The sequence below is a fragment of the Hymenobacter sp. DG25A genome, assembly GCF_001280305.1.
Taxonomy (GTDB): Bacteria; Bacteroidota; Bacteroidia; order Cytophagales; family Hymenobacteraceae; genus Hymenobacter.
Window position 1 is genome coordinate 3,197,138 of record NZ_CP012623.1, and the last position, 22,812, is coordinate 3,219,949.

General features: G+C 57.8%; 19 protein-coding genes and 1 tRNA gene. 9 read left to right on the forward strand and 11 right to left on the reverse strand.

Translation table 11 applies throughout. The annotated features are described in order from the left end of the window. Nucleotides 1-96: 96 nt before the first annotated feature. A complete protein-coding gene (locus AM218_RS13685) occupies nucleotides 97-1,866 on the reverse strand; it encodes an amino acid permease (protein ID WP_410471216.1) in 1,770 nt (589 codons plus the stop codon). 163 nt (nucleotides 1,867-2,029) lie between these two features. On the opposite strand from AM218_RS13685, the gene AM218_RS13690 reads away from it, so the two are divergent. Next, nucleotides 2,030-2,767 carry a carboxypeptidase-like regulatory domain-containing protein gene (locus AM218_RS13690; RefSeq protein ID WP_197273976.1) on the forward strand — a complete coding sequence of 246 codons (738 nt, stop codon included), beginning with the start codon at nucleotides 2,030-2,032 and terminating at the stop codon, nucleotides 2,765-2,767. Nucleotides 2,768-2,817: 50 nt separating this feature from the next. Then, on the forward strand, nucleotides 2,818-3,966 hold the full coding sequence (locus tag AM218_RS13695) for a lipocalin-like domain-containing protein (protein WP_054414410.1): 1,149 nt from the start codon (nucleotides 2,818-2,820) through the stop codon (nucleotides 3,964-3,966). Between the two features lie 73 nt (nucleotides 3,967-4,039). Here AM218_RS13695 and AM218_RS13700 read toward each other — a convergent pair whose 3' ends face one another. Next, entirely contained in the window at nucleotides 4,040-5,233 is a 1,194-nt protein-coding gene (locus AM218_RS13700) for an ATP-binding protein (protein ID WP_054414411.1), read from the reverse strand. 302 nt (nucleotides 5,234-5,535) lie between these two features. Here AM218_RS13700 and hemA point away from each other — a divergent pair, with 302 nt between their 5' ends. Next, nucleotides 5,536-6,807, forward strand: a complete 1,272-nt coding sequence (gene hemA, locus AM218_RS13705; RefSeq protein WP_054414412.1) for a glutamyl-tRNA reductase — start codon at nucleotides 5,536-5,538, stop codon at nucleotides 6,805-6,807. 138 nt (nucleotides 6,808-6,945) lie between these two features. Here the strand turns inward: hemA and AM218_RS13710 are convergent, their stop codons facing one another. Next, nucleotides 6,946-7,254: an ArsR/SmtB family transcription factor gene (locus AM218_RS13710; RefSeq protein WP_044516101.1), complete on the reverse strand. Its 309-nt coding sequence runs from the start codon at nucleotides 7,252-7,254 to the stop codon at nucleotides 6,946-6,948. A gap of 243 nt (nucleotides 7,255-7,497) precedes the next feature. Here AM218_RS13710 and AM218_RS13715 point away from each other — a divergent pair, with 243 nt between their 5' ends. Together AM218_RS13715 and AM218_RS13720 are read left to right on the forward strand one after the other, a co-directional pair. Next, the gene (locus tag AM218_RS13715) at nucleotides 7,498-8,724 is read left to right on the forward strand and encodes a Glu/Leu/Phe/Val dehydrogenase dimerization domain-containing protein (protein ID WP_054414413.1); all 1,227 of its coding nucleotides are present in this window, start codon (nucleotides 7,498-7,500) and stop codon (nucleotides 8,722-8,724) included. A gap of 111 nt (nucleotides 8,725-8,835) precedes the next feature. Continuing rightward, nucleotides 8,836-9,984 (forward strand): mechanosensitive ion channel family protein, encoded by a 1,149-nt coding sequence (locus tag AM218_RS13720; RefSeq protein WP_054414414.1) that lies wholly within the window; start codon nucleotides 8,836-8,838, stop codon nucleotides 9,982-9,984. A 126-nt stretch (nucleotides 9,985-10,110) separates the two neighbouring features. Here the strand turns inward: AM218_RS13720 and AM218_RS13725 are convergent, their stop codons facing one another. Together AM218_RS13725 and AM218_RS13730 are read right to left on the reverse strand one after the other, a co-directional pair. Continuing rightward, a complete protein-coding gene (locus AM218_RS13725) occupies nucleotides 10,111-10,965 on the reverse strand; it encodes a TerB family tellurite resistance protein (RefSeq protein WP_071843792.1) in 855 nt (284 codons plus the stop codon). A gap of 101 nt (nucleotides 10,966-11,066) precedes the next feature. After that, nucleotides 11,067-13,610: an AsmA-like C-terminal region-containing protein gene (locus AM218_RS13730; RefSeq protein WP_054414415.1), complete on the reverse strand. Its 2,544-nt coding sequence runs from the start codon at nucleotides 13,608-13,610 to the stop codon at nucleotides 11,067-11,069. 181 nt (nucleotides 13,611-13,791) lie between these two features. On the opposite strand from AM218_RS13730, the gene AM218_RS13735 reads away from it, so the two are divergent. From AM218_RS13735 to AM218_RS13750, 4 genes are all read left to right on the forward strand, one after another. After that, nucleotides 13,792-13,869, forward strand: a tRNA-Val gene (locus AM218_RS13735). Between the two features lie 244 nt (nucleotides 13,870-14,113). Further along, on the forward strand, nucleotides 14,114-15,721 hold the full coding sequence (locus tag AM218_RS13740; protein WP_082318245.1) for an ArnT family glycosyltransferase: 1,608 nt from the start codon (nucleotides 14,114-14,116) through the stop codon (nucleotides 15,719-15,721). 6 nt (nucleotides 15,722-15,727) lie between these two features. Beyond that, the gene (locus AM218_RS13745) at nucleotides 15,728-17,314 is read left to right on the forward strand and encodes a glycosyltransferase family protein (RefSeq protein ID WP_054414417.1); all 1,587 of its coding nucleotides are present in this window, start codon (nucleotides 15,728-15,730) and stop codon (nucleotides 17,312-17,314) included. Nucleotides 17,315-17,389: 75 nt separating this feature from the next. Next, nucleotides 17,390-18,565, forward strand: coding sequence for a GNAT family N-acetyltransferase (locus tag AM218_RS13750; protein ID WP_316937419.1), 1,176 nt, complete (start codon nucleotides 17,390-17,392; stop codon nucleotides 18,563-18,565). 66 nt (nucleotides 18,566-18,631) lie between these two features. Here AM218_RS13750 and coaE read toward each other — a convergent pair whose 3' ends face one another. The 6 genes from coaE to AM218_RS13780 all read right to left on the reverse strand — a co-directional run bounded on the left by coaE (nucleotide 18,632) and on the right by AM218_RS13780 (nucleotide 22,769). Beyond that, on the reverse strand, nucleotides 18,632-19,237 hold the full coding sequence (coaE, locus tag AM218_RS13755; RefSeq protein WP_054414419.1) for a dephospho-CoA kinase: 606 nt from the start codon (nucleotides 19,235-19,237) through the stop codon (nucleotides 18,632-18,634). A gap of 2 nt (nucleotides 19,238-19,239) precedes the next feature. After that, nucleotides 19,240-20,211 carry a YbbR-like domain-containing protein gene (locus tag AM218_RS13760; RefSeq protein ID WP_157547670.1) on the reverse strand — a complete coding sequence of 324 codons (972 nt, stop codon included), beginning with the start codon at nucleotides 20,209-20,211 and terminating at the stop codon, nucleotides 19,240-19,242. Between the two features lie 19 nt (nucleotides 20,212-20,230). Continuing rightward, complete coding sequence (yajC, locus tag AM218_RS13765) at nucleotides 20,231-20,560, reverse strand: preprotein translocase subunit YajC (RefSeq protein ID WP_054414421.1); 330 nt, start codon at nucleotides 20,558-20,560, stop codon at nucleotides 20,231-20,233. Nucleotides 20,561-20,658: 98 nt separating this feature from the next. Then, a complete protein-coding gene (locus AM218_RS13770; protein WP_071843793.1) occupies nucleotides 20,659-21,180 on the reverse strand; it encodes a DUF1573 domain-containing protein in 522 nt (173 codons plus the stop codon). Nucleotides 21,181-21,341: 161 nt separating this feature from the next. Further along, nucleotides 21,342-22,343, reverse strand: coding sequence for an isocitrate/isopropylmalate dehydrogenase family protein (locus AM218_RS13775; RefSeq protein WP_054414423.1), 1,002 nt, complete (start codon nucleotides 22,341-22,343; stop codon nucleotides 21,342-21,344). Between the two features lie 111 nt (nucleotides 22,344-22,454). Continuing rightward, nucleotides 22,455-22,769, reverse strand: a complete 315-nt coding sequence (locus tag AM218_RS13780) for a YtxH domain-containing protein (RefSeq protein WP_054414424.1) — start codon at nucleotides 22,767-22,769, stop codon at nucleotides 22,455-22,457. Between the last annotated feature and the right edge of the window lie 43 nt (nucleotides 22,770-22,812).

Sequence of the window (22,812 nt, forward strand, 5' to 3'; positions counted from 1 at the left end):
ATCCAGGGCTAAATGCCCCGCCAATTACGCAGCAAACCCGCCAGCTGAGCCAGCCGGCGGGTTTGAGAAGTATAGGCCAGGTAGAAGCCGTAATACCTAGCGCACGGCCAGCGCGGGCTGGTTCAGCTTGCTGTTTTTGTAGCTGTAGCCGAAGTAAATCACCAGCCCGATAATCAGCCAGCCGAAGAACAGCATCCAGTTGCCAATGCCCAGCTGCGTCATCAGGTACAGGTTGGTGAGCAGACCCAGTACGGGCAGCAGGGAGAGGTTTTTGGTGAACGAAGCCCAGGCCAGCCCCACGCAGAAAAACAGGAAGACCAGCATCGGAATCTGATGGCGGAACAGTTCGTACTGACCACTGGTTATAGCGCTCCAGAACTCGTTGATGGCGGTACGGTTGTAGTTGAGCAGCAGCACGCCAATAACCATCAGAATAAGCGGCACGAGGTAGCGGCCATTCACATAGGGCACTTTAAAGCGGGCCTTGGAGGTGCCGTGGGGGTCGATGATGAGGATACCGCCGCATACCAGCGCAAAGGCGAACAGGGTGCCGATGCTGGTCAGGTCAATCACCAGGTCCATGTTCAGGAGAAGGGCCGGCACGCCCACAAAGAAGCCGGTTACGATGGTGGAGAAGGAAGGCGTATGAAACTTGGGATGCACTCTGGCAAACACCTTGGGCAGCAGGCCGTCGCGGCTCATCGTCAGCCAGATACGGGGCTGGCCGATCTGGAATACCAGCAGCACGGAGGTCATGGCAAATACGGCCGATACAGCTACTACACCCGCCAGCCAGTCAAGACCAACCCGCTCAAACACGAACGACAAAGGGTCGCCGACGCCCAGCTCTTTGTAGCTGACCATGCCGGTGAGTACCAGCGTGATAATCACATACAACACCGTGCAGATGATGAGGGCATAGATCATAGCGCGGGGCAGGTCGCGCTGCGGGTTGTTGCATTCCTCGGCTGTGGTGCTAATGGCATCAAAGCCGATATAGGCGAAGAATACCGCGGATACGCCTTTCAGCACGCCGCCTACGCCGTTGGGGGCAAAGGGGCTCCAGTTGGCCGTTTTCACGTAAAACGCTCCTACTACAATCACCACCAATACCACAATCAGCTTGAGCAGCACCAGCAGGTTGGAGGCGGTTTTGGATTCCTTGATGCCGATGTACACCAGCGCCGTAACCAGCACGGTAATCATGAAGGCGGGCAGGTCGCAGACCAGTTTCAGGTCGCCGAACAGGGCCGGGGCGCTGTTCCACACTTTATAGGCATCCAGCTGGGCGGGGGAAGCACCGGCCAGCGGCTTGCCGGCCTGCATCAGGGCCAGCACTTCGTGGTAGCCTTTGTAGGCACTTTGCGTGCCCATAGTAAGGTAAGCCGGAATATGCAGCCCAATGCCATCCAGCAGCCCGGTAAAATAATCGGACCAGGAAATGGCCACCACAATGTTGCCAACGGCATATTCCATAATCAGTGCCCAACCGATAATCCAGGCGGCCAGCTCACCAAAGGAGACGTAGGCGTAGGTATAGGCCGAGCCGCTGACGGGAATAGTAGCAGCAAACTGTGCGTAGCATAGCGCCGAAAAAGCGCAGGCAATGGCCGTGAATACAAACAGCAGCGAAACGGCGGGGCCGCCATCGTGGGAGGCGTTGCCGATGGTGCTGAAAATACCAGCCCCGATAACGGCCGCAATACCCAGGGCCGTGAGGTCGCGCACGGTGAGGTGGCGGGCCAGGCCGCCTTCTACGGCGCCAATATGCGGCTCGGCATCAGCGGGCGGGTTGTGGAGGATGTCGGCAATGTTCTTGCGCCGAAACAGGCTGGCAGAGCGGGTGGTTGGCAGTGGTGCAGACAAGGGAGTAAATAGTTTTAGGGGCCAAAAGATACAGAATAATGCGGCGCGGCGGCATCTATTGGCCCGGTAGCATGCCGGAAAGATAAATTGGGATACTTCTCCGAGGTGTATGCAATGTGCTGACTTTTGGCATCCTGCCTGCGAAACCTGTTCTTCGCCGCCCATGTCCCGTCGTTCCCTCACGCTCTCCATCCCGCAGCCCTGCTCTGAAAACTGGGCCGCCATGACGCCCGCTGGTCAGGGTCGGCACTGCGCCGCCTGTGATAAAGTGGTGGTGGATTTTACCCGGATGACGGATGCGGAAGTGGTGGCGTGGCTGCAACGGCAGAGCGGGAATAGTTGTGGGCAGGGTCGGGCTGATCAGTTGGAACGGCCCTTGCTAGCGGCAGTATCTATACCGCGCTGGCGTACCTGGCTGACAACGGCCGTAACCGTATCAGGAATTAGCCTTGTACTGGCACCAAATGCCCGCGCTCAGCAAATTGAGCAACCGAAGCAAACGGCTTTGGCATCCCAAGTCACGACAGAGGTAATGGAGCAGGACTCAATTCTGGAGTCCTCAATCTTAATCACAGGGCGGGTAATTGATGCCAGCACTGGTCAAGGCTTCCCTGGTGCTGTTGTTTTGGTGTATAAAACCAATCATGGGGTTTCAACTAACCAAGACGGTACCTTTAATTTACATATACCAACGCCCGTAACCCCGGGTCTAAAGCTGGAATTTTCAGCCATTGGGTACCTGCGGGAGCAAAGAAGCCTCTCGGAAATACAGAAAGGATTTATTGAAGTATCGCTTAGTGTGGATCCACGACCATTACTGGGCGTGATAGTTGTAGGCGCCCATGATACAAGTCATTGGTACTCTCCCCGTAGTCTCTGGCAGCGACTCTTCCGCCACTAAGCATCTGCAACCCGCAAACCTTTTGCCCCCGAAATTCCTTTTCCCGGGGTATGAAGAATTTGCTGCTCGCTACCCTCCTCCTTTTCACCTTTACTACCGGCTGTGCCCTCAAGCCCACCAACAAGCATGATGTGTTTGAGGAGCGCGCCCAGCTGCCCCAGGAAGAAGCCGTGCACCAGCGCAACTCCTTGGAGTGGTGGTATTTCACCGGCCACCTGAAGGATAAAGTAACGGGCGAAGTATTTGGGGTAGAGTACGTGTTCTTCCACTTCAATATCAGCGGCAAGAAAGACTGGCAGATGGTGAATTTCGCTATTACCGACCCCGCCACCCAGCAATTCCGCTACGATTACAAGCTGGAAAATCTCTCCGATTTGCTGCCCTCTACCCTGCCGCTGGCGCTTTCCATGGAAAAGCAAAAGCAGCGCTGGACGCTCAGCGGCCAGGAAGGCATTTACCGCCTGCAGGCCCGCATGGCCGCCCACGAGGGCATGGCTATTGATCTGAGCACCACGCCTACCAAACCCATTCTGCTGCACGGTGGCACCGGCTACGAGGACTATGGCGGCGTAGCCAAAGCGGGCTACTACAGCTACCCGCGCCTGGCCACCACGGGCACGCTGGAGGTGAACGGCAAGCTACACGAGGTAGAAGGCGAGCTGTGGTACGACCGGCAGTGGAACTGCAACTCCGTGACCAACCCCAACATTGGCTGGGACTGGTTTAGCCTGCACCTGAACGAGCCGCGGGAGGAAATTATGGCCTACCACCTCTACGAAAAGCAAACCGGCCGCGCCATTGATGGCGGCTCCCACTTCGGCCCGCAGGGCCAGAACACGCACCTAGCCGCCGAGGATTTTCAGCTGGAAACCACTGCCTGGTGGACCAGCCCACGCTCCGGCAACCGCTACCCCGCCCGCTGGCGCCTCCAAATTCCCAGCCAGGGCTACGACCTTACCATTGAGCCCCTGGTACCCGATCAGGAACTGGTCCTGCGCCTGTTTACGGCCGTAAAGCTGCCCTATTGGGAAGGCATGTGCCGCGTAACGGGCACCCACCACGGCCAGCCGGTTACGGGCAATAGCTACGTGGAAATCACCAACCGGAAAGAAGTCAAAAACAAGAAAGCCGCCCCCGCCAATACCACCGCCGAAGCAACAAGCCCGGTATCAGTGCCGCAGGGCAGTTCAGGCAAATAAATAGTAGATAGAATCACCACAAAAACACCTGTCATCCTTCGCAAAGCTCAGGATGACAGGTGTTTTTATTTACTTACTCCCCGTTCAAAATCACCCGAAACGTGGTGCCGCGGCCTACCTCGCTCCATTTCACGAAGAGGCGACCTTTGTGGTAGTTCTCAATAATACGTTTGGCCAGAGCCAGGCCCAGGCCCCAGCCGCGCTTTTTGGTGGTGAAGCCCGGCAGGAAAACCCTGTCCAGCTTGCTCTTGGGAATGCCTTTGCCGGTGTCTGTTATATCAATGGCAATCTGGGACTTGTTGCGGGCCGGGCGGCGCAAGTGAATGGTAATGCTGCCGCGCCCGTCCATGGCGTCAATGGCGTTTTTGCAGATGTTTTCGATTACCCAGTCAAACAGCGGCACGTTCACCTGGGCCGGGGTGTCGGTGGGCAGGTCCGTGCGGATTTCGAAGGTTACTTTCTTGGAAACCCGGCTTTGCAGGTAGGCAATGGCGTTTTGCGTCACGCGCAGAATGTTCTCATCCTTGAGAATGGGTACGGAGCCGATGTTGCTGAAGCGCTCCGTAATAATTTCCAGGCGGCGCACATCTTTGCCCAGTTCGTCTACAATGGGCTCGTTCTTAAACTTCTCACTTTCCTTTAGGTAGGTGTGCCAGGCCATGAGGCTGCTCAGCGGCGTGCCTAGTTGGTGGGCTGTTTCCTTAGCCAGACCCACCCACACGCGGTTTTGCTCGGCCCGGCGCGAGTAGCTGAAGGTGAAGTAGGCAATAACGGCCAGGCAGCCAATTACGGCCAGTTGCACCAGCGGGTAGGTGCGCAGCTGGGCCAGCAGTACGGAGTCCTTATAATAGATGTAGTTGCGCAGGCCCGCGCCCAGCTCCACCACAATGGGCGGGTGCTGGCTTTTCATAATCTGAATTTCCCGCTGCAACAGGGCCATGCGCTGCACCTCGTTCAGCCGCTTGGGCACCTCCAGGTTTTTGGCATCCAGGGGGTAGCCGTTGCCATCGGTGAAGATGATGGGAATGGTTTTGTTGGCGTTGATGATTTCCTCGAACACAAAATTGGTGTTGGAGTCCACCTCGGAGTTGATGATAAACCGCTGGGCCTTAGCGTACAGGTCTATCTGCTGCTGCTCCCGCTCAGAGAGGCGCTGCACCAGAATGTTGGTATACACCACCGTGGCCCCGGCTACCAGCAGCGCCACGGCTACAATGATGAGCTTGATGCGGGATTTCTGGTCGTAGATGGGGAGAACAGGCAGCACAGGAAATATCAAAAGGGCGTAAAGCCAAGGGCAGGGCTTTGTCGTATGGTACGAAAGTACGGGCTTCGCCGACTTGGCAGCGTTTCTATCGGCTAGACCCCTCAACGCACATTCCTCCCATAATGATGTGAGACCGGGGTCTGCAAAAGATGATTTTAGTCACCCGGCCGGAACAAAATGCCCTCTGTTGCGCTTTTTAACCGTTGTTTAAGATATCCTGAGCGCTACCGGTTTGGCGGCAGTTAGTATCATAACCGATTGCGCCGTAATTTTGATGCCTACAATACGCACTAGCAACTGCTATGCTCCACCCGTTCAAGGCCATTAGTCTTTCCTTCAAAAAAGCCCCGCTGGAAATTCGGGAGCTGATTTCGTTGGACGAGGCAGCCTGCCGCCGCTTTCTGCACACCCTACGCCACGACCTGGGTCTTTCCGACCTGCTCGTGCTCAGTACCTGCAACCGTACCGAGGTATACTACGCCGCCGACCGCGACCAGAGTCCCGCTATTATTGAGGCGCTGGGCCAGCTGAAAGGCATTACCGATATCACACCCTACTACCCCTACTTCGACCTGCTCAATACCTATGAGGAGGCCGTGCAGCACCTCTTTGAGGTGTCGATGGGCCTGGATGCCCAAGTAGTAGGCGACCTGCAGATCAGCAACCAGGTGAAGATGGCCTACCAGTGGTCGGCTGATGAAGATGGCGCCGGCCCCTTCCTGCACCGCATTCTGCACACAGTGTTCTTCACCAACAAGCGCGTGCAGCAGGAAACCTCCTTCCGCGACGGCGCCGCCTCTACTTCCTACGCCACCCTGGAGCTGGTGGAAGAGCTGACCACCGACGTGGCCAACCCCCGCGTACTGGTAGTGGGTCTGGGTGAGATTGGCGCCGACGTGTGCCGCCACCTCGGCGACAGCAAGCTCTTCACCGACGTTACTATCTGCAACCGCACCCGCAGCAAAGCCGAAACGCTGGCCGAGGAGTGCGGCGTGAAAGTGCTGGACTTCGAAAACCTGGTAGACGGCCTGAAAGAAGCCGACGTCATCATCTCCTCCATTGCCCGTGACGAGCCTTTCTTCACCCGCGACATGGTAGAGCGCCTGGACGTGCTCAGCTACAAATTCTTCATCGACCTATCGGTGCCGCGCAGCATTGAGGCCGATGTAGAAAACGTGCCCGGCGTGCTGGTGTATAACATTGATGCCATTCACAGCAAGGCCAGCGCCGCCTTGGAGCAGCGTCTGGCTGCGGTGCCGCACGTGCGCGCCATCATTGCCGAAAGCATTGCCGGCCTCTCCGACTGGACCAAGGAAATGATGGTATCGCCCATTATTCAGCGCATGAAAGCCAGCCTGGAGCAGCTGCGCCAGGAGGAAATGGACCGCTTCCAGAAGAAAGTATCCGCCGAAGAAGCCAAGCGCCTCGACGACATCACCCGCTCCCTGATGCAGAAAGTGCTGAAGCAGCGCGTCCTGCAGCTAAAAGCCGTGTGCCGCCGCGACGATGCCGAGCAGCTCATTGAGGTGCTCACCGATATGTTTGATCTGGAAAAGCAGCCTGCTACCTCGTAGCCCGCTGTATACCGCTATAAAGAAAATGGCCCCGCTTCCGGAAATTCCGGAGGCGGGGCCATTTTCTTTGCAAAAGACAAAGGGCGCCGGTAGCGCCCTTTATCCTACTTCTTGCTGAAGTAGTAGCATCCTGTAAGACTAGAGCGTATCGCAGCAGTCTTCAAGAGAATCAATCACGTCCAATAATTTGGGGATTGACAGGGAGTAGTAGATTTTGGTGCCCACCTTGAATGAGGACAAAATGCCCCGATCCTTGAGAGTTATAAGGTGTTGAGAAGCTATAGCCTGCGGTAAATCCAGATTGCGGTAGATTTCCGTGACAGTCATCTTTTCTTCCTTACCCAGCAGGTCGACGATGGCCAGGCGCTTGGGGTGAGCCAGCACCTTAAGCATCGCAGCGGCCTTATCTACCTTCTTCGATTCGACGCGAGAAAGCAATGGTTTCATAAACAAGTACAAAAATAAACGACGGGAGGAGCGAAGTATGGCTAATACGCTATACACCTAGTGCAAAGTTCCTACAGTAACGAAAGTGGCTTGGAAAAAGATTTGTAGAATTTAATTTTTGTTGTGCTTTTTCAGGTATTGATTGTCTTCCTGAAAGACAACAAGAGCAAGAACCGGGCTAGCTCGCAATTAGGTGCTTACCTTTGCCAAATATTTCTTCATCCCACCCACCCCAAATAGTGTATGCGCGACCTGCTGGCAAAGTTTGAAAACAAGCGTCCGGAAATCGTTTTTGAATGGAAAGATGCGGAAACCGAAGCCGAAGGCTGGGTAGTAATCAACTCCTTACGGGGCGGGGCCGCCGGCGGGGGCACGCGCATGCGCAAAGGCCTGGACAAGCGTGAAGTAGAAAGCCTGGCTAAAACCATGGAGGTGAAGTTCACCGTCTCGGGCCCGGCCATTGGCGGCGCCAAGTCCGGTATCAACTTCGACCCCCAGGACCCACGCAAGCGTGGCGTATTGGAGCGCTGGTACCGCGCCGTTATTCCCCTGCTGAAAAGCTACTACGGCACCGGCGGCGACCTGAACGTGGACGAGATTCACGATGTAATTCCGATAACGGAGGACTACGGCCTATGGCACCCGCAGGAGGGCATCGTGAACGGACACTACCGCGCTACCGAGCCCCAGAAAATTCAGAAAATAGGCCAGCTGCGCCAGGGCGTGGTGAAAGTGGTGGAGGATGAGAAGTTCACCCCGGACCGAGCCCGCCGCTATACCATTGCCGACCTGATTACGGGCTACGGCGTAGCCGAAGCCGTGCGCCACTACTACGAGCTGTGGGGCGGCGAGCTGCAGGGCAAGCGCGCCATCATTCAGGGCTGGGGCAACGTGGGCGCCGCGGCGGCCTATTACCTGGCCCAGCAGGGCGTACGCATCACCGGCATTATTGACCGCAGCGGCGGCCTGATCCGCGAGGAAGGTTTCTCCTTTGAGGAAGTGCGGGAGCTGTTCCTGCGCCGCGAGAACAACACGCTGGTAGCCGATGGCCTGCTGAGCTTTGAGGAGGTAAACCGCCAGATCTGGACCTCCGGAGCCGAGATTTTCATTCCCGCCGCGGCCTCGCGCCTGGTAACCAGCACCCAGATAGAACAACTGACCGGCGCCGGCCTGGAGGTTATCAGCTGCGGGGCCAACGTGCCGTTCCAGGACCCGGAAATCTTCTTTGGGGCCACCGGCGAGTACGCCGACCAGCACGTATCCGTCATCCCCGATTTTATTGCCAACTGCGGCATGGCCCGGGTTTTCGCCTACCTGATGGAAACCAACGTGGAAATCACCGACGAAGCCATTTTCGGCGACACGTCGCGCATTATCCGCTCGGCCCTGGCCCGCACCCGGCAGCAGGGCAACCAGCGCACGGGCATTGCCATGAAATCATTCGAGCTGGCCCTGCGCCAGCTGGTGTAAAGCAGGAACGCGGAGCGCCCGCTTCGCGCATCGTTAAACCGGCTTGCGCTGATGGGAGGCTCCCGTCAGCGCAACCACACGCGGCGAAGCGGGCGCTTCGCGCTACTTACTATGCTCCTACAGGATTTTCTGCATAAGCGCTTTCTAGGGAATGATGTGCAGGCCTATTTGTGGTGCCTGGGCATTCTGCTGTTTGGCTACCTCTTTAAGCGGCTGCTCTCCCGCCTACTCTCCAAGCTGGTGTTCCGGGCCATTCGCAAGCGCACGGAAGGGGTTTCGGAGCAGCAGTTTCAGGCCCTGCTGATTCAGCCGCTGTCGGTGGTTATCTTCCTGATAACCGCCTACTTCGCTTTTCAGGTGCTCGATTATCCGGTGCGCAGCTCGGAGCTGACCCGCAATGAGCCCTGGCCCCAGGTGGCCTTGTTTCGCCTGTTTCAGCTGGCCGTGTTCATGGGGATTGGGTGGATTGCACTGCGGCTGATTGACTTTCTGGTGCTGGTGTTCCAGCGCCGCGCCGAAACCACGCCTTCCCGCCTCAACAACCAGCTGATTCCCTTCGCCAAAGACCTCATGAAGGTGCTGGTGCTCTCGCTCACATTTCTGCTGATGCTGAGCCGCGTATTCGGCGTGAATGTAACGGCCCTGATTGGCGGCCTGGGCATTGGCGGCCTGGCCGTGGCTTTTGCCGCCAAGGAAAGCCTGGAAAACCTCATTGCCTCGTTCACCATTTTCCTGGACCGCCCCTTTGCCGTGGGCGACCTGGTGGAAGTGGGCGGCGTAACCGGCACGGTGGAAAAAGTAGGTTTCCGCAGCACCCGCCTGCGCACCGCCGAAAAAAGCTTTGTGACGGTGCCCAATAAGTCCATGATTGATAAGCCGCTGGATAATCTCTCCCTGCGCACGGCGCGCCGCGTCAGCTTCACGCTGGCGCTCAGCCACGCCACCACCAGCGAGCAGTTGCGTCAGATTATTAAGGAGGCGCACCGCATGATTCAGGCGCACAAGCTCACCACGCCCGAGGTACAGATCAAATTCTCGGCCCTCACGCCCACGGCCAAGGAAGTAACGGTGCAGTACTTCGTGGAAACTGTGGATTACGATGAATACCTGGCCGTGAAGGAAGACCTTAACTACTGCCTGGTGGAGATTGTGGAGCAGTTTGGCGGCAGCTTCGTGAGCAGTAACACCACCCTGGTGCAGCTGGCCAACCAAGACCCGTTGCGCGGCCTGCAATCCACTCAGCAGCCTATAATCAGCTAAGCAACAGGGCATAAAAAAGCGCCGGCAGTCTGAGACTACCGGCGCTTTTTTATTTTATCAGAAGATGGAGGTGCGACTAGCGGCCGCCCAGCAGGCCACCGAGCAGGCTGCCCATGCCGCCGCCCATCAGCCCACCCCCCCCGCACTGCGGGGCGCCGAGCCGGGCCGGCCACCCAGGCCACCCAGAATAGAAATCAGGGAGCCTAGGCCCCCACTGCCTACGTGCGTACCCTGTTGCGGAGCATTGGCTCCATAAGGATCTACAGCTGCTTGCTGATTGCCGCCCAGTACACCACTGAGCAGGCCGCCGCCCAGCAGGCCGCCCAGAAGGCCACCCATTGAGCTGCCGCCACCCATGGCGCCGCCCAGCAGGCCGCCCATGGTGCTGCCACCGCCCACCATGCCACCCATGCCGCCAGTGTTGCTGCGGTTGCCGCCCATCATGCCGGAAAGAACCATGGGCGCAACTACGCCCAGCAGGCCACCGAGCAAAGCACCCTTCGGAATGCCTACGCTATCCAGCTTGTCGGTAATGCCGTTGAGGAAGCCTTTTTTGGCCGGGTCGCTGGCATCGTGCGGCACCTGGGCCGCTTGGTCTACCACCTGCTCCAGCGTGTGGGTTTGCTGCGGGCTGATGCCCAGATAAGCGGATATTTTATTGACCATAGCTTCTTCGTCGTTGGCATAAGCGCCATCGGCACGGGCAAAGCTAATGAGGTCCGTTATCAGGGAAAAGCGCAACTCACTGTTGCGCAAGACATCCAGGTTGGCTTTCACACTTTCATTGGTAGAGTCTTTAGCGGCAGCAATTACCTGCTGGGTAGCCCCGCCGCTCAGGCCGGCCGTGTGGGCCAGCTGCTGCAGAAATTCTACCTCAACCGCCGAAGCTTCACGGTCGGCGGAGGCCAGGCTGGCAATAACGCTGATATAGGCTGTCTTTTCTTCTTCGGAGTACTGCTGCAGCAGTTGATTCTCGTTCATACCAGGGAGGATTTGGTGTTGAAACTTAATTACAGCCCTCCTTAACGCACCCCGTATCGGAATGTTGAGTTGCGCGTTTTTTTTGGTATTGGGCGGTGCTGTTAGAAGTCGAAATACTCGCCGGGTGCGGGTGCCACGGGCTTTTTCTCCCGGGGTTTCACAACGGACGGGCGCGCTGCTGGCTCAGCATTTACTGCCGCGCTAGCGGGAGCGGGAGCTGGTACCCTCTCCCGCCGGGCCAGCAGCTCCTCTATGGCGGTACGCGGCTTAGCCGGGGGCCGGGCTGCGGCCGGCGCGGTCCGGCGCCGGTCAAAGCTCACCCGGAAGTTGTCTTCATCTCCCTGCACGGCCAGCAGAATAGCCGGCCCTGTATTCGTTTCGCCCCCAATGGAAACGCGCCGCAGCAAACCCGGCAGCACCGGAATCGACACGTGATAATCCATCTGCTGATCAAAGGTGTGCGTGCCCGTAACCCGGATCAGGGAAGCCGTGCGCACGTTGGAGCGAATTTCCATTTCCGGCAAATACACCGTGCGGCTCTGAATGTAGAAGTTGTTGGTTAGCTCCGCGAAGCGCAGATGGCGCAGCTGCTCCCGGCTGGCCACCATCGACAACTTTTGCACGGGCTCGAAGTTGAGCAGCTCGCCGTTATGCACCGAAGCTTTGATTTCCGCTTCCAGCCGGTCGGTTATTGGCTCGAGGCGCTGATTGAAATACACGTCTGATTCGCCGGAGGCAGTCAGCAGGCCGCGCAAGTGCTTGTGCGTAATAAACTGCTGCCCGAAATCCTCGAACACATAAAACAGCTTGTCCAGGGGCATGCCGCTGCACGCGGCTACGGTGCTGGCTTTGATCAGGTCGGGGCGGCGCGCATCTACTGTGCCCCGCACGCTGGCCCGCCCGCCCAGCGCCTCAATGCTGAGCCCGGGCGAGGAAAACACCTTGTTCTGCAGCCGAACCGTGCCTTGCAGGTTATAGGCGTGCAGCCGCCGAAACAGGACGTTTTGGGCCGAGGCCCGGATGTTGAGGGCCAGGGAGGCGGGCACGGCCAGAGCCGCATACTCCGCAGGAGCTACTGTAGCCACCCGCGCGCCAGCCGCCGGCTGGGAAGAAGCCGCCAGCAGCTCATTCAAATTCAGCTGCCGCGAGGCTACGGTAGCATCTACCAGCAGGGCCTGCCCCGGACGCAAGGCCCACCCCAGAAAGTTGCGCAGGGCGCCATTCACCTGAAAATCTGACTGCCCCCACATGGCCGAGCAGCCTACCAGCGCCACGGTGTTGCCGCGCAGTTGCAGCCGGCCGGTAAGGCGGGAAATAGGCTGCGGATAATCGCGCAGGCGCAAACTCACGTTCCGCAGCAGCAGCTGCCCGGCCGCCTCGCCGCCCCGGCCCGACTGCGCTTTGAAGGCGCGCAGATTGCCCTGAAACTGCAGCTGAAGCGTGGCCTGCCCACTGCCGGCCCGCACGGCGGCCACCGGAAAGAAGCGCAGCGCCTGACCGATATCCATATCAGCAAGCAGGCGCAGGCGCATAGTGGGGTCCGTGAAGTTGGCGTAGTGCAAAGCGCCGCTAAACGGCCGCCCCTGCAGGGTACCCCGCACATCCTGCAGGGAAAGAACGGAGGTTTGCGCGTTGCGGTGGGCGCCATTGCTGAAGGTTCCCGTCAGGAATACCCGCTCTACCCGCTGCTTGTATCCCGGGTGAAAAAACGAAGCATTGCGGCACCCAAAGGCCAGCGTCAGCTGCGGGTTGGCCCGCGCCGACAGCTCGCCGCGCACCGCGCCGTTGAAGTACACCTCACCCTGGCTCCGGTATACACCCAGGCGGCGCCCCAGCCGGGCCGGCAGCAGTGCCACCACCGACTGCGCATTGGTATTCTTGCCCTGCACCGTCAGGTTCAGCTGCGTGGCCCCCGCGTAAGCTATGGTGCCCGCCACCTGATAGTCCGCCGGGCCAATGCGCAACGCCGAGGGCGCCAGCGTTACCAGCCTGGTTTTCCGGTCTACGGTCAGCTGGGTACGCAGCGTCAGCTCCTTGTCACGCAGGTAAGCATCGGCGCCCAGCTCTATGGCCGCTACACGGGTAGTTCCCGTGGCGGCAATCTTAATCAGGGGCTCGGCTACGGCCAGGGTGGCTTGTACATCGTGCGCCTGCAGGCGGTAGCGCTGGTGCAGGCCTTCATCCTGATACACTACGCCTACCTGCTGGAGGCTGATTTTCTTTAGGTCGAAAACCAAGGGGCGGTCTTGGGCCTGGGCAGTATCGGTTCGAAAAACGTTGTAGTTGCCCTCCCCCTGCACATTACGCCGCACCAAAACCTTCCCTTGTCCCAGCGTAAGCGCCCGGATCCGGTAATCCCCCGACAGAACATCCCAGGTATCAAATGCGCAGTACAGCGTGCGCACACGAGCCAGCGCCGCCGTATCAGCCGGCAGAGTGCCATGAATGGTGACGTTGTGCAGGGTGATAGAAACGCGGGGGAACTGGTCGAGAAGGGATAATTCTATGCGCCCCACCTGCACCGGCGTAGCCAGGTACTGATTAGCCTCCTGCACAAACAGGCTAATGATGTGCTTTTCCCCCAATTTCACAGCCGCCAGCAGCCCACTCAGCAGCAGCGCAAAAAAAATCAGACCGAAAAGCAATATTTTTTTAACGATTCCCAACGCCTCAACAATTCTGAATATGAATACTTTGCTACCAAAAACCGGGCTTCTAACGCAGCAAAGACCAAAAAATTTCTAGTCGAAGGTCGGAGAAAGTTTGGTGTATTCGAAAACACCCGCCATATTTGTACTCCCAAACGGCACACACCGGGAAGGAAAAGGGAGATTAGCTCAGCTGGTTCAGAGCATCTGCCTTACAAGCAGAGGGTCACTGGTTCGAACCCAGTATCTCCCACCACGAAAAGGACAGTCAGAAATGGCTGTCCTTTTTTGTTTTGTTTTTGCACCAGATATCTGGTATCACTAATAGTCTACAAGAGAGATTATTAAACATAGCCTGCTCAGCAAAATAAACCTACTGGTTCCTGACAAAGAAACGCAGCACTTATATTCGTAAAAGAGCAAGCGAACTGAAGTGGAATGATATAGAGCGCTAAGGGTAGTTATCTTCGCCGAAAATTCCCGGAAACTATTCAGTCGGTATGCTAGGTCGATTTACTTTGTTTCAATACCCATTATCCTGGGCGCGGCTGGCACCTCGTCTGTTCTTCGCCTTTATCCTACTGCTAGGGTTGCTGCTTTATCGCGACTATGGCCTGAGTTGGGATGAGCCCATCGACCACCTGAATGGTCAGGTTAACGCTAAATATATTGCTGATCTTTTCTTCCCGGAATGGGCCCGGCAGGAAAAGACGTATGGCATGATTCCCCCCTTCGAAGGGTTTTCCGAACATGACCATGGAGTGCTCTTTGCGCTGCCAGTGGCCCTACTAGGACGGATATTTACTCACGGGAATACTAGGGAGTTCTATTTTTTACAACACCTGCTCAACTACCTCACCTGCACCCTGGGCATGTGGGCGCTGTACCGGATTGGGCTTATGCGGTTTCATAACTGGCGCTGGGCCTTGCTGAGCTGCCTGCTTTTGCTGCTCTCCCCACGCTTTTTTGCCGAGAGCTTCTATAATTCCAAAGACCTCATTTTCATGGCCTTTTTCACCGTGGCCATGTACACGCTGTTGCGCCTACTGGAGAAGCCCACTGTAGGAAGAGCCATAGTACACGGACTAGCTACCGCGGCGGCAATTGATGTCCGGATTATGGGACTAATGCTGGTTGCATTTACGCTTGGAATGCTCAGCCTGGAAGCTTTTGCGCGGCCTACGCCTAATAAAGCTACTCTGCTACGCTCGGGTGGAGCTTTTCTGGTGGCCGCTTTTGTATTTACAGTTATGGGATGGCCTTATTTATGGGCAAACCCGGTGGGTAACCTAGTGTTGGCTTTCCAGACTATGAGCCATTTCCGCTGGGTAGGCCCGGTGCTTTATATGGGAGAAATGCTCCTGTCCACCCAGCTACCTTGGCACTACATTCCGGTATGGATCTTAGTTACTACTCCCGTGGCTTACACACTGGCCTTTGTAGGCGGTGTGCTGGTCATAGTTGCTGGGTTTAGCTTTCAGCGCTTGCGCACCTCGCCCCACTACCGCTTCGATGTGCTGTTTCTGGGTTGGGCAGTAGGACCTATTGTAGTAGTGGTGCTGCTGCACTCCGTTCTATATGATGGCTGGCGGCACTTGTATTTTCTGTATCCAGCCCTGCTCTTGCTGGCGGTGGTTAGCGTGCGTGCTATGTTGCAGGCAGTAAAGCAGCACCGGGCCTGGCGGCCGCTGGCATTCGCTGTGGTAGGCCTAGGTGCCGCCGAAATGGTTTACACCCTCATCCGGATGGTGCAGGATCATCCATTTCAAAACGTATACTTCAGTTGCGTACCCGGCCCAGCCGCCGAAAGGCTGTTTGAGCGCGACTATTGGGCCCTCTCCAACCGCCAGGGCGTGGAGTGGCTGTTGGCGCATGACCCTTCGCCCAAAATCACCCTGCAAACCAACTCGGCAAACCCAATCAATATAATTTATCTGATTTTGCGGCCGGAGGAAGCCCGCCGCTTGGATCTGGGCAACGCCTCGCCCCGCTATTTTATGACGAACTATCGGGAGCACCCACAGCCCTACCCACCCAGCATGGGGCGCGAAGTCTATACTATCCGGGCCAGCGGTATGCGGGTGCTATCCATTTTTCAGCGGTATTAACCTACTATGGAAGGGCCCTGGGCGCGGCGTCTGCCCCGCATATTCTTTGCGCTGTTGCTGCTGATAGGCGGGCTGCTGCACCGCGACTACGGCGTGTCGTGGGACGAGGTGAATAACCACCTGAACGGCCTGGTGAGCCTAAACTACGCAGCCCGGCAACTGGCCCCGGAACTGGCCCAGCGCGTAACGGCCGGGCACTCCCCCATTCCCGACATCCGGCAGTATCATGACAGCGACCATGGTCCGGTGTTTGAGATGGTGGTATCGTTGCTGGGCTATGTGCTTACCGATGGAGACGCCCGACCCCTATACTTTCTGCGGCATTTATTGGTGTTCTGCACGTTTGTGCTGGGCGTTGGCGGGCTGTATTACATCGGGCGCTGGCGCTTCCAGGACTGGCGCTGGGGCCTGGTAACCAGTATCCTGCTGGTGCTCTCGCCCCGGTTCTTTGCCGAGGCATTCTACAACGGCAAGGACATCGTATTTATGGCCTTGTTCACGCTGGCGGTAGCCGGCCTGCTCTGGATGCGGGACCAGCCAAACCTGGGCCGCGTGCTGGTATTGGGCATTCTGACGGCATTGGCTACCGATATCCGGGTGCAGGGCCTGTTAGTGGCCCTGCCTACGCTGGCAGTGCTACTTCGCCTGCCCGCCCACGCTTATTCCTCGTCTCGCCGGGCGTTTCTGATCTTGGTATATCTGACCACCACACTAGCCGTGGCTTTCCTGGGCTGGCCTTATCTGTGGGCCACTCCGGTAAACGAGCTGTGGGCGGCGTTAAACCAGCTGGACAGCTACTTCTGGGTGGAACCCTGCCTTTATTGGGGCAAGCTGATACCGGCTAACCAACTGCCCTGGCATTACCTGCCTGTCTGGATTCTGATTACCACCCCGGTATCTTATTCGCTGCTGGCTCTGCTGGGGCTGAGTCAGCAGCTTACCCGCTTATTTCGCTCCCGCAGAACATGGACCTGGAGCATTTCCGCTCAGGCCGATGCCTGGTTTGCCCTGTGGCTGCTGGGCCCGCTGCTGGTCGTCATCGGCACGCAGGCGGTGGTATACGATGGCTGGCGGCATGTCTATTTCATCTATCCGGCCCTGCTTTTATTTACCGTGCAGGGCCTGCGCAGTCTGGTGCGGGCCGTTAGAACCCGCCGGCCCCTGCGCTGGGTAGCGGGGGCTTTTCTGATAGCCGCCTTGCTGGAGTTGCCGCTTACGGCCGTCCGCATGGTGCGGATGCATCCATTTCAGCAGGTTTACTTCAGCTTTTTACCTGCGCCGCTGGCCGAGCAGTTGTTTGAGCGGGACTATTGGGGTTTGGCTTTCCGGCAAGGGCTGGAGTGGCTGCTCATTCACGATGCCTCTCCAAAACTGACTATTCAGATGGTGAGCATGCAGGAGCCGCTGTATAACAACTCGCTGCTGCTGCCGCCCGCGGAGCGCGCCCGCATTCAATACCAGCCCAATGCCCGTGCCCGATACTATATTACGGGGTACCGCTGGCATCCGCAGTCTTACCTCGACAGCGTAGGCAGGGAGGTGTACCACATCCGGGCGGATGGCGTTAAAATCTTATCCATTTTTCAGCGCTAGCAAAGTGCCGCTGCCTTGTCGGCAGGTTTTCGGCCATTGCCGTAACTTGCACCGCCGTACCCTTTGCCAGATTTGATGATGTCGTTGATTGAAGTTCGTACTGCCGACGAGCAGCGCCTGTTCCGGGATATGCCGGAACGCCTCTACCAGCAGCACCCCCAGTGGATTCGCCCCTTAGATAACGACATCGAAGCCACCTTTGACCCGGCACGTAACTCTAATTTCGCGCATGGCGAGGCCATTCGCTGGATACTGACTAATGCGCAGGGCGAGCCCATCGGGCGGGTGGCGGCCTTTATCAACCACCACAATGCCCACACCGATACCACCCTACCCACCGGCGGCATGGGCTTTTTTGAGTGCACGGATGATCAGGCGGCCGCCAATCAGCTTTTTGAAGCCTGCCAAAGCTGGCTGACGGCGCGGGGCATGCAGGCCATGGACGGCCCCATCAACTTTGGGGAGCGGGACCGGTTCTGGGGGCTGCTCACAGATGGCTTCACGGAGCCAAACTATGGCATGTTCTACCACCCACCCTACTATCAGCAGCTGTTTGAGCAGTATGGCTTTCAGGTGTATTTCAAGCAGTACACCTGTTTTCGGGAGGTAGCCGCGCCGCTACATGCCAGCTTTCACAAAACCGCCGAGCGCTATGCCACCGAGCACCCCGAGTTCCGCTTTGCGCACGCCAACGGGCAGGACGCAGAGCGCATGGCCCGGGACTTTCACCACGTGTATAACCTGGCCTGGGCCAACCATTCCGGCATTAGTGCCATGCCGCTGGAGAAAGCGCGCAACCTCATTAAGCAACTACAGCCCATTCTGGATGAGCGGCTGCTGTGGTTTGCTTACCACCACGATGAGCCCGTGGCCTTTTTTGTGAGCCTGCCGGAGCTAAACCAGATTTTCAAGCACGTAGGCCCCCGCCTTAACCTTACGGGCAAGCTTCGCTTTTTGTATGAGCGGTGGCGCTACCAGCGGCGGCAGCCCAAGAAAATGTTTGGGGTGATATTTGGCGTGGTGCCGGCCTGGCAGGGCAAGGGAGTAGAGTCGGCCATGATGGTGCATGCGCAGCAGCAGTTTATGCAAGCCGGCTACACGGAAATTGAGATGAACTGGATTGGCGACTTCAATCCCCGCATGCTGGCCATTATCCGGTCTATTGGCGCGCGCATCTTCAAAACCCACATTACCTACCGCAAGCTGTTTGACCCCACACGCCCCTTTGAGCGCTGCCCCATTATTCGGTGAGGTAGTGAAATAGGGCGTTTGCAGGTCGGTTAGTACTTCTTACTCAAAACCAGACCAGCAAACGCTTTATTTCACCATTTCACCCATCAGTTGCTGATGAATTGCCAGCACCTGCGGTATCACCAGATGGGTATCGTCGTTGTAGACTACAAAATCGGCGCGCTGCAGCTTTTCCTCTTCGCTTAGCTGCTTGCCCATAATGCTGAGCACGTCATCGGCGGTGCGGTGCGGGTCGCGGCGCAGTACGCGGGCGTGGCGCACCTCAGAGGGGGCAAAAACGGTAATAATCTGGTCGAGCTGCCGGTAGGCGCCGGATTCATACAGCAAGGCCGCTTCCTTCAGCACATAGGGATGCTGCTGGGTTTGCTGCCGGGTGGCCCACTGTTCAAAGTCGCGGCCTACGTGGGGGTGCACCAGGGCATTGAGGGCGGCCAGCTGCGCGGGGTCCTGGAACACGCGCCGGGCGAGGTAAGTGCGGTCCAGCTGACCTTCGGCCGTGAAGGTAGCCGCGCCGAAAGCTGTTATTAACTCGGTGCGCAGCACCGCGTCGTGGGCCATTATCCACTTAGCCCGGGCGTCAGAATCGTACACCGGCACGCCCAGCACCTGAAACAGACGACAGACTACGCTTTTGCCGGAGCCAATACCGCCGGTTATCCCAATGCGGCGCATGCTTATTTCTTAGGCGAAGTGAGCGACACATGCACCACCGGTGTCAGGAGCCGTGCCCCCCGGATTGGGGATTTGGTGGGCGTGAGCAGGGGTTGCAGGGTAGAATCGGCGGCGTGCAGCTGCCCATAATCCAGCAGTACCCGCACCTGCGCCAGATCGAGGCGGGCGGTGTCTTCCCGGAAGCTTTGTACCTCTACCAGCATGCGTACCGGGCGGATGGTGTAGGCCTGCCCGATAGGGAAATTGTGCAGCTCCGGCATCACCGATACCACCCGGTTGACCAGGGGCCGGGGCTGCAGCCGGATATGCACATCCTGCACATCGGTAGTAACCAGCTTGGGCCCGCCAATGGGCACCCGAATGGAGCCACTGCTGCTGCCAGCCGGGGCCTGGGGCAAATGCACCAGATAGGGGCTGCTCAGGCGCGATACCACCCGGGAAGGCCCCCGGAAGGAGATGCTCTCCGGAGAAAACTGGGCCAGAAAAGGCAGCGCCGTACCGTCGGCAGACGGGCTCAGCATCAGGGGCAGCCGGCGCGTCACCAGCCGGTCGAACTCCACGAAAATAGTGTCGGTGAGGACGTAGTTGAGCTGCATGCCTTCCATAGCACCCATCAGCGCTGGGCGCAGGGCGGTGCCCGGCAGAAATTTGGTGCCGGGCAGGCGGCCCAGCACAATTTCGGCCGGGCGCACGTCCAGCTTCAGGTTTTTACGCAGCAGCTTCCAACCCCGGGCCGTTACGTTTACGGCTACCTCCGGGGGCAACGGCTGCACCGGAATATACTTCCGGGCATCGTAGCGCCACACCACCGGGTAGGCAATGCGCGTGGTGTATACCTTGTTGAGGGCGTTGAGCATCCAGAACGTGGAAGCGGCCAGAAAGCACGCCGTTACGGCCCGCCAATAGCTCCGCTCCTGGCCCACAAAGGGGCGCACAAACCAGCGGGCCATATGACGAACATTCAGGAGCGACACACCACAAACAAGCTATAAATCAGGACTCAGAAACCATAACGGCCTCCGGCTGTGCCGCGCCGCCAACCTGGCGGGCAATGGCCGAGCGGTCGAAGCGCAGCTTGGTGCCGCGGTCTACTTCCAGCACTACGGTTTCCGGGGTTAGCTCTACCACCTTGCCGTGCAGGCCACCAATAGTTACCACCTGCATGCCTTTGGCTACCGCCTCCCGGAATTGCTTGGCCTCTTTAGAGCGGCGCTGCTGCGGCCGGATCATAAAGAAATACACCACCAGACCAATGGCAATGGGAAACAACAGCGACGTAAAACCTTCGCCGGCCGGAGCCTGCAGCAACAATGTAAGAAACATGGGTAAGCGAACAGAATGAGAAAAATAAAGAAAGAGGGCACCGCCGGCTACTGTGGTAGCATACCGCGCCCTCTCGCCTTCAGGATTCGAGTTACAAATTATTTCCGAACAGGGCCCTGACCACCATCCGACAGGATGTTGGCCCGGATGGCAATTTTGGTTACGCTGGGCTGCGTATTGCCCTGCACCGAAATTTCTTTGTTCTGAATCCCGGTTTTGCCCTGGCTGTTAAACTGCACATCAATAGTGCCTTTGCCGCCGGGGGCAATGGGGTCTTTGGTCCAGTTAGGCGTGGTGCACCCGCAGGAGGCAATGGCATTTTCAATCAGCAGCGGGCTTTTGCCCGTGTTGGTGAAGCTGAAAGTGTGCTTTACAATGGCGCCGGGCTTGATGTCACCAAAGTCAAACTCGTTTTCGGCGAAGGTCATGACCGGAGCGTTGGGGTTGGGCGCTTCGGTGTCGCTGGCTACGTTGGGGTTGTCTACGGTGGGGTTGGCGGCGGCTTCGTTGGCGGCAGCGTTCATGCCCTCAACACCGGCTTCAGCAGGCTTGTCCTGGCTGCAGGAGCCCATCAATAATACACCGGAAAGCAGGAAAGCGGAAAGGAGTGTGCGTTTCATAGAAAGAGAACAATAACTGCCCGCAGGCAGATTTTCAGTTAAAACAACGTTTGAAAGTACTAATGTAAGTCGCCCCAAATATAAACCCGAAAGCCCTTCCGCCAATTCCCATCGGCAACGACAGAAACCGCAGAAGGGCTTTCAGAATCAGGCCGTAACCGCTAGGCCAGGTTGTCAATAATGGCCTGGGCAAACTCGCTGGTAGAAGCCTGGCCGCCCAGGTCGCCGGTGCACTTCTCTTTGGTTTTGAGGGTAGCTTCCAGAGCTTTCTGGATGCGGTCGGCGTGCTGGTGCTCGCCCAGGTGGTGGAGCATCATCAGGGCCGAGCGCAGCAGGGCGGTGGGGTTGGCTTTGCCCTGGCCGGCAATATCGGGGGCAGAGCCGTGTACGGCTTCAAAAATGGCCATGTCGTCGCCGATGTTGGCGCCGGCTACCACACCCAGGCCGCCTACCAGGCCGGCGCAGAGGTCAGAGAGAATGTCGCCGAACAGGTTCGTCGTCACTACCACGTCAAACTGCTCGGGCTTGTTCACCAGCTGCATGCACATGTTGTCGATGATCTTGTCCTCGAACACAATCTGCGGAAACTCGGTGGCGGCTTCCTTGCAGGCATTCAGCATTAGGGTGCCGGCCATTTTCAGGATGTTGGCTTTGTGGGCCAGCGTTACCTTTTTGCGGCCGTGCTTTGCAGCGTAGGCAAAGGCCGCGCGGCAGATTTTGCGCGAGCCATTTACCGTAATGCGGTTAAATGAGTCGGAGATACCCAGGCGCTCATCATACACTTCCAGCCCGGAATACAGGCCTTCGGTGTTCTCGCGGAACAGCACCAGGTCCACGCCGGCGTAGCGGGAGGTAATGCCCTCGGTGGTCTGGGCCGGGCGCACGTTCTGGTACAAATCGTACTTCTGACGCAGCGTGATGTTGATGCTGCGGAAGCCTTTGCCCACGGGCGTGGTGATGGGGCCTTTCAGGGCCACCCGGTTGCGCTCCAAAGAGTCCAGCAGCGTCTGCGGAATCAGCTCGCCCGACTGGTCAAACGTGGTCTGACCGGCGTTCTGCTCTTCCCATTGCACGGGCACCTGCGCGGCGGAAAAAATGTCAATAACCGCTTTGGTGATTTCCGGCCCGATGCCGTCGCCGGGAATGAGGGTGATGGTATGCATGACGAATGAATATGCGAAAAGAAAAAATGTGAAAAATGTGAAGCGTGGCTACGTGTTGGCTTGGCACCCGCACATCAGCACATACTTCCCATTTTTCACATTCCGTTAAAATTACAGCGTGGAGCGGCGGGAGTTAATCTGATTGATAAGCTGATCAACATCTCCCAGCAGCTGCTCGGCTTTGTCCTTGGCGTCGCGGATGACGCGCTGGCCTTCCGATTTGGCCGAGGACGGCGCGTTTTCGTTGCGGCTGGTCACGAGGCTTTCGGTGAGGTCGGCCAGGGTCTCGCGGTATTTTTCGAGCTTATAGCTGAGCCAGCTGCGGGTTTCGCGGCCTTTTTCGGGGGCGTATAGAATGCCGAGAACGGCCCCGGTGAGGGCGCCGCCTGCAAAGCACAAGATGCCGGTAGTGGTTTTGCTACCCATAGTGCGGAAAACGTGGCGTGGTGGGAATAGGAGAATACGGATG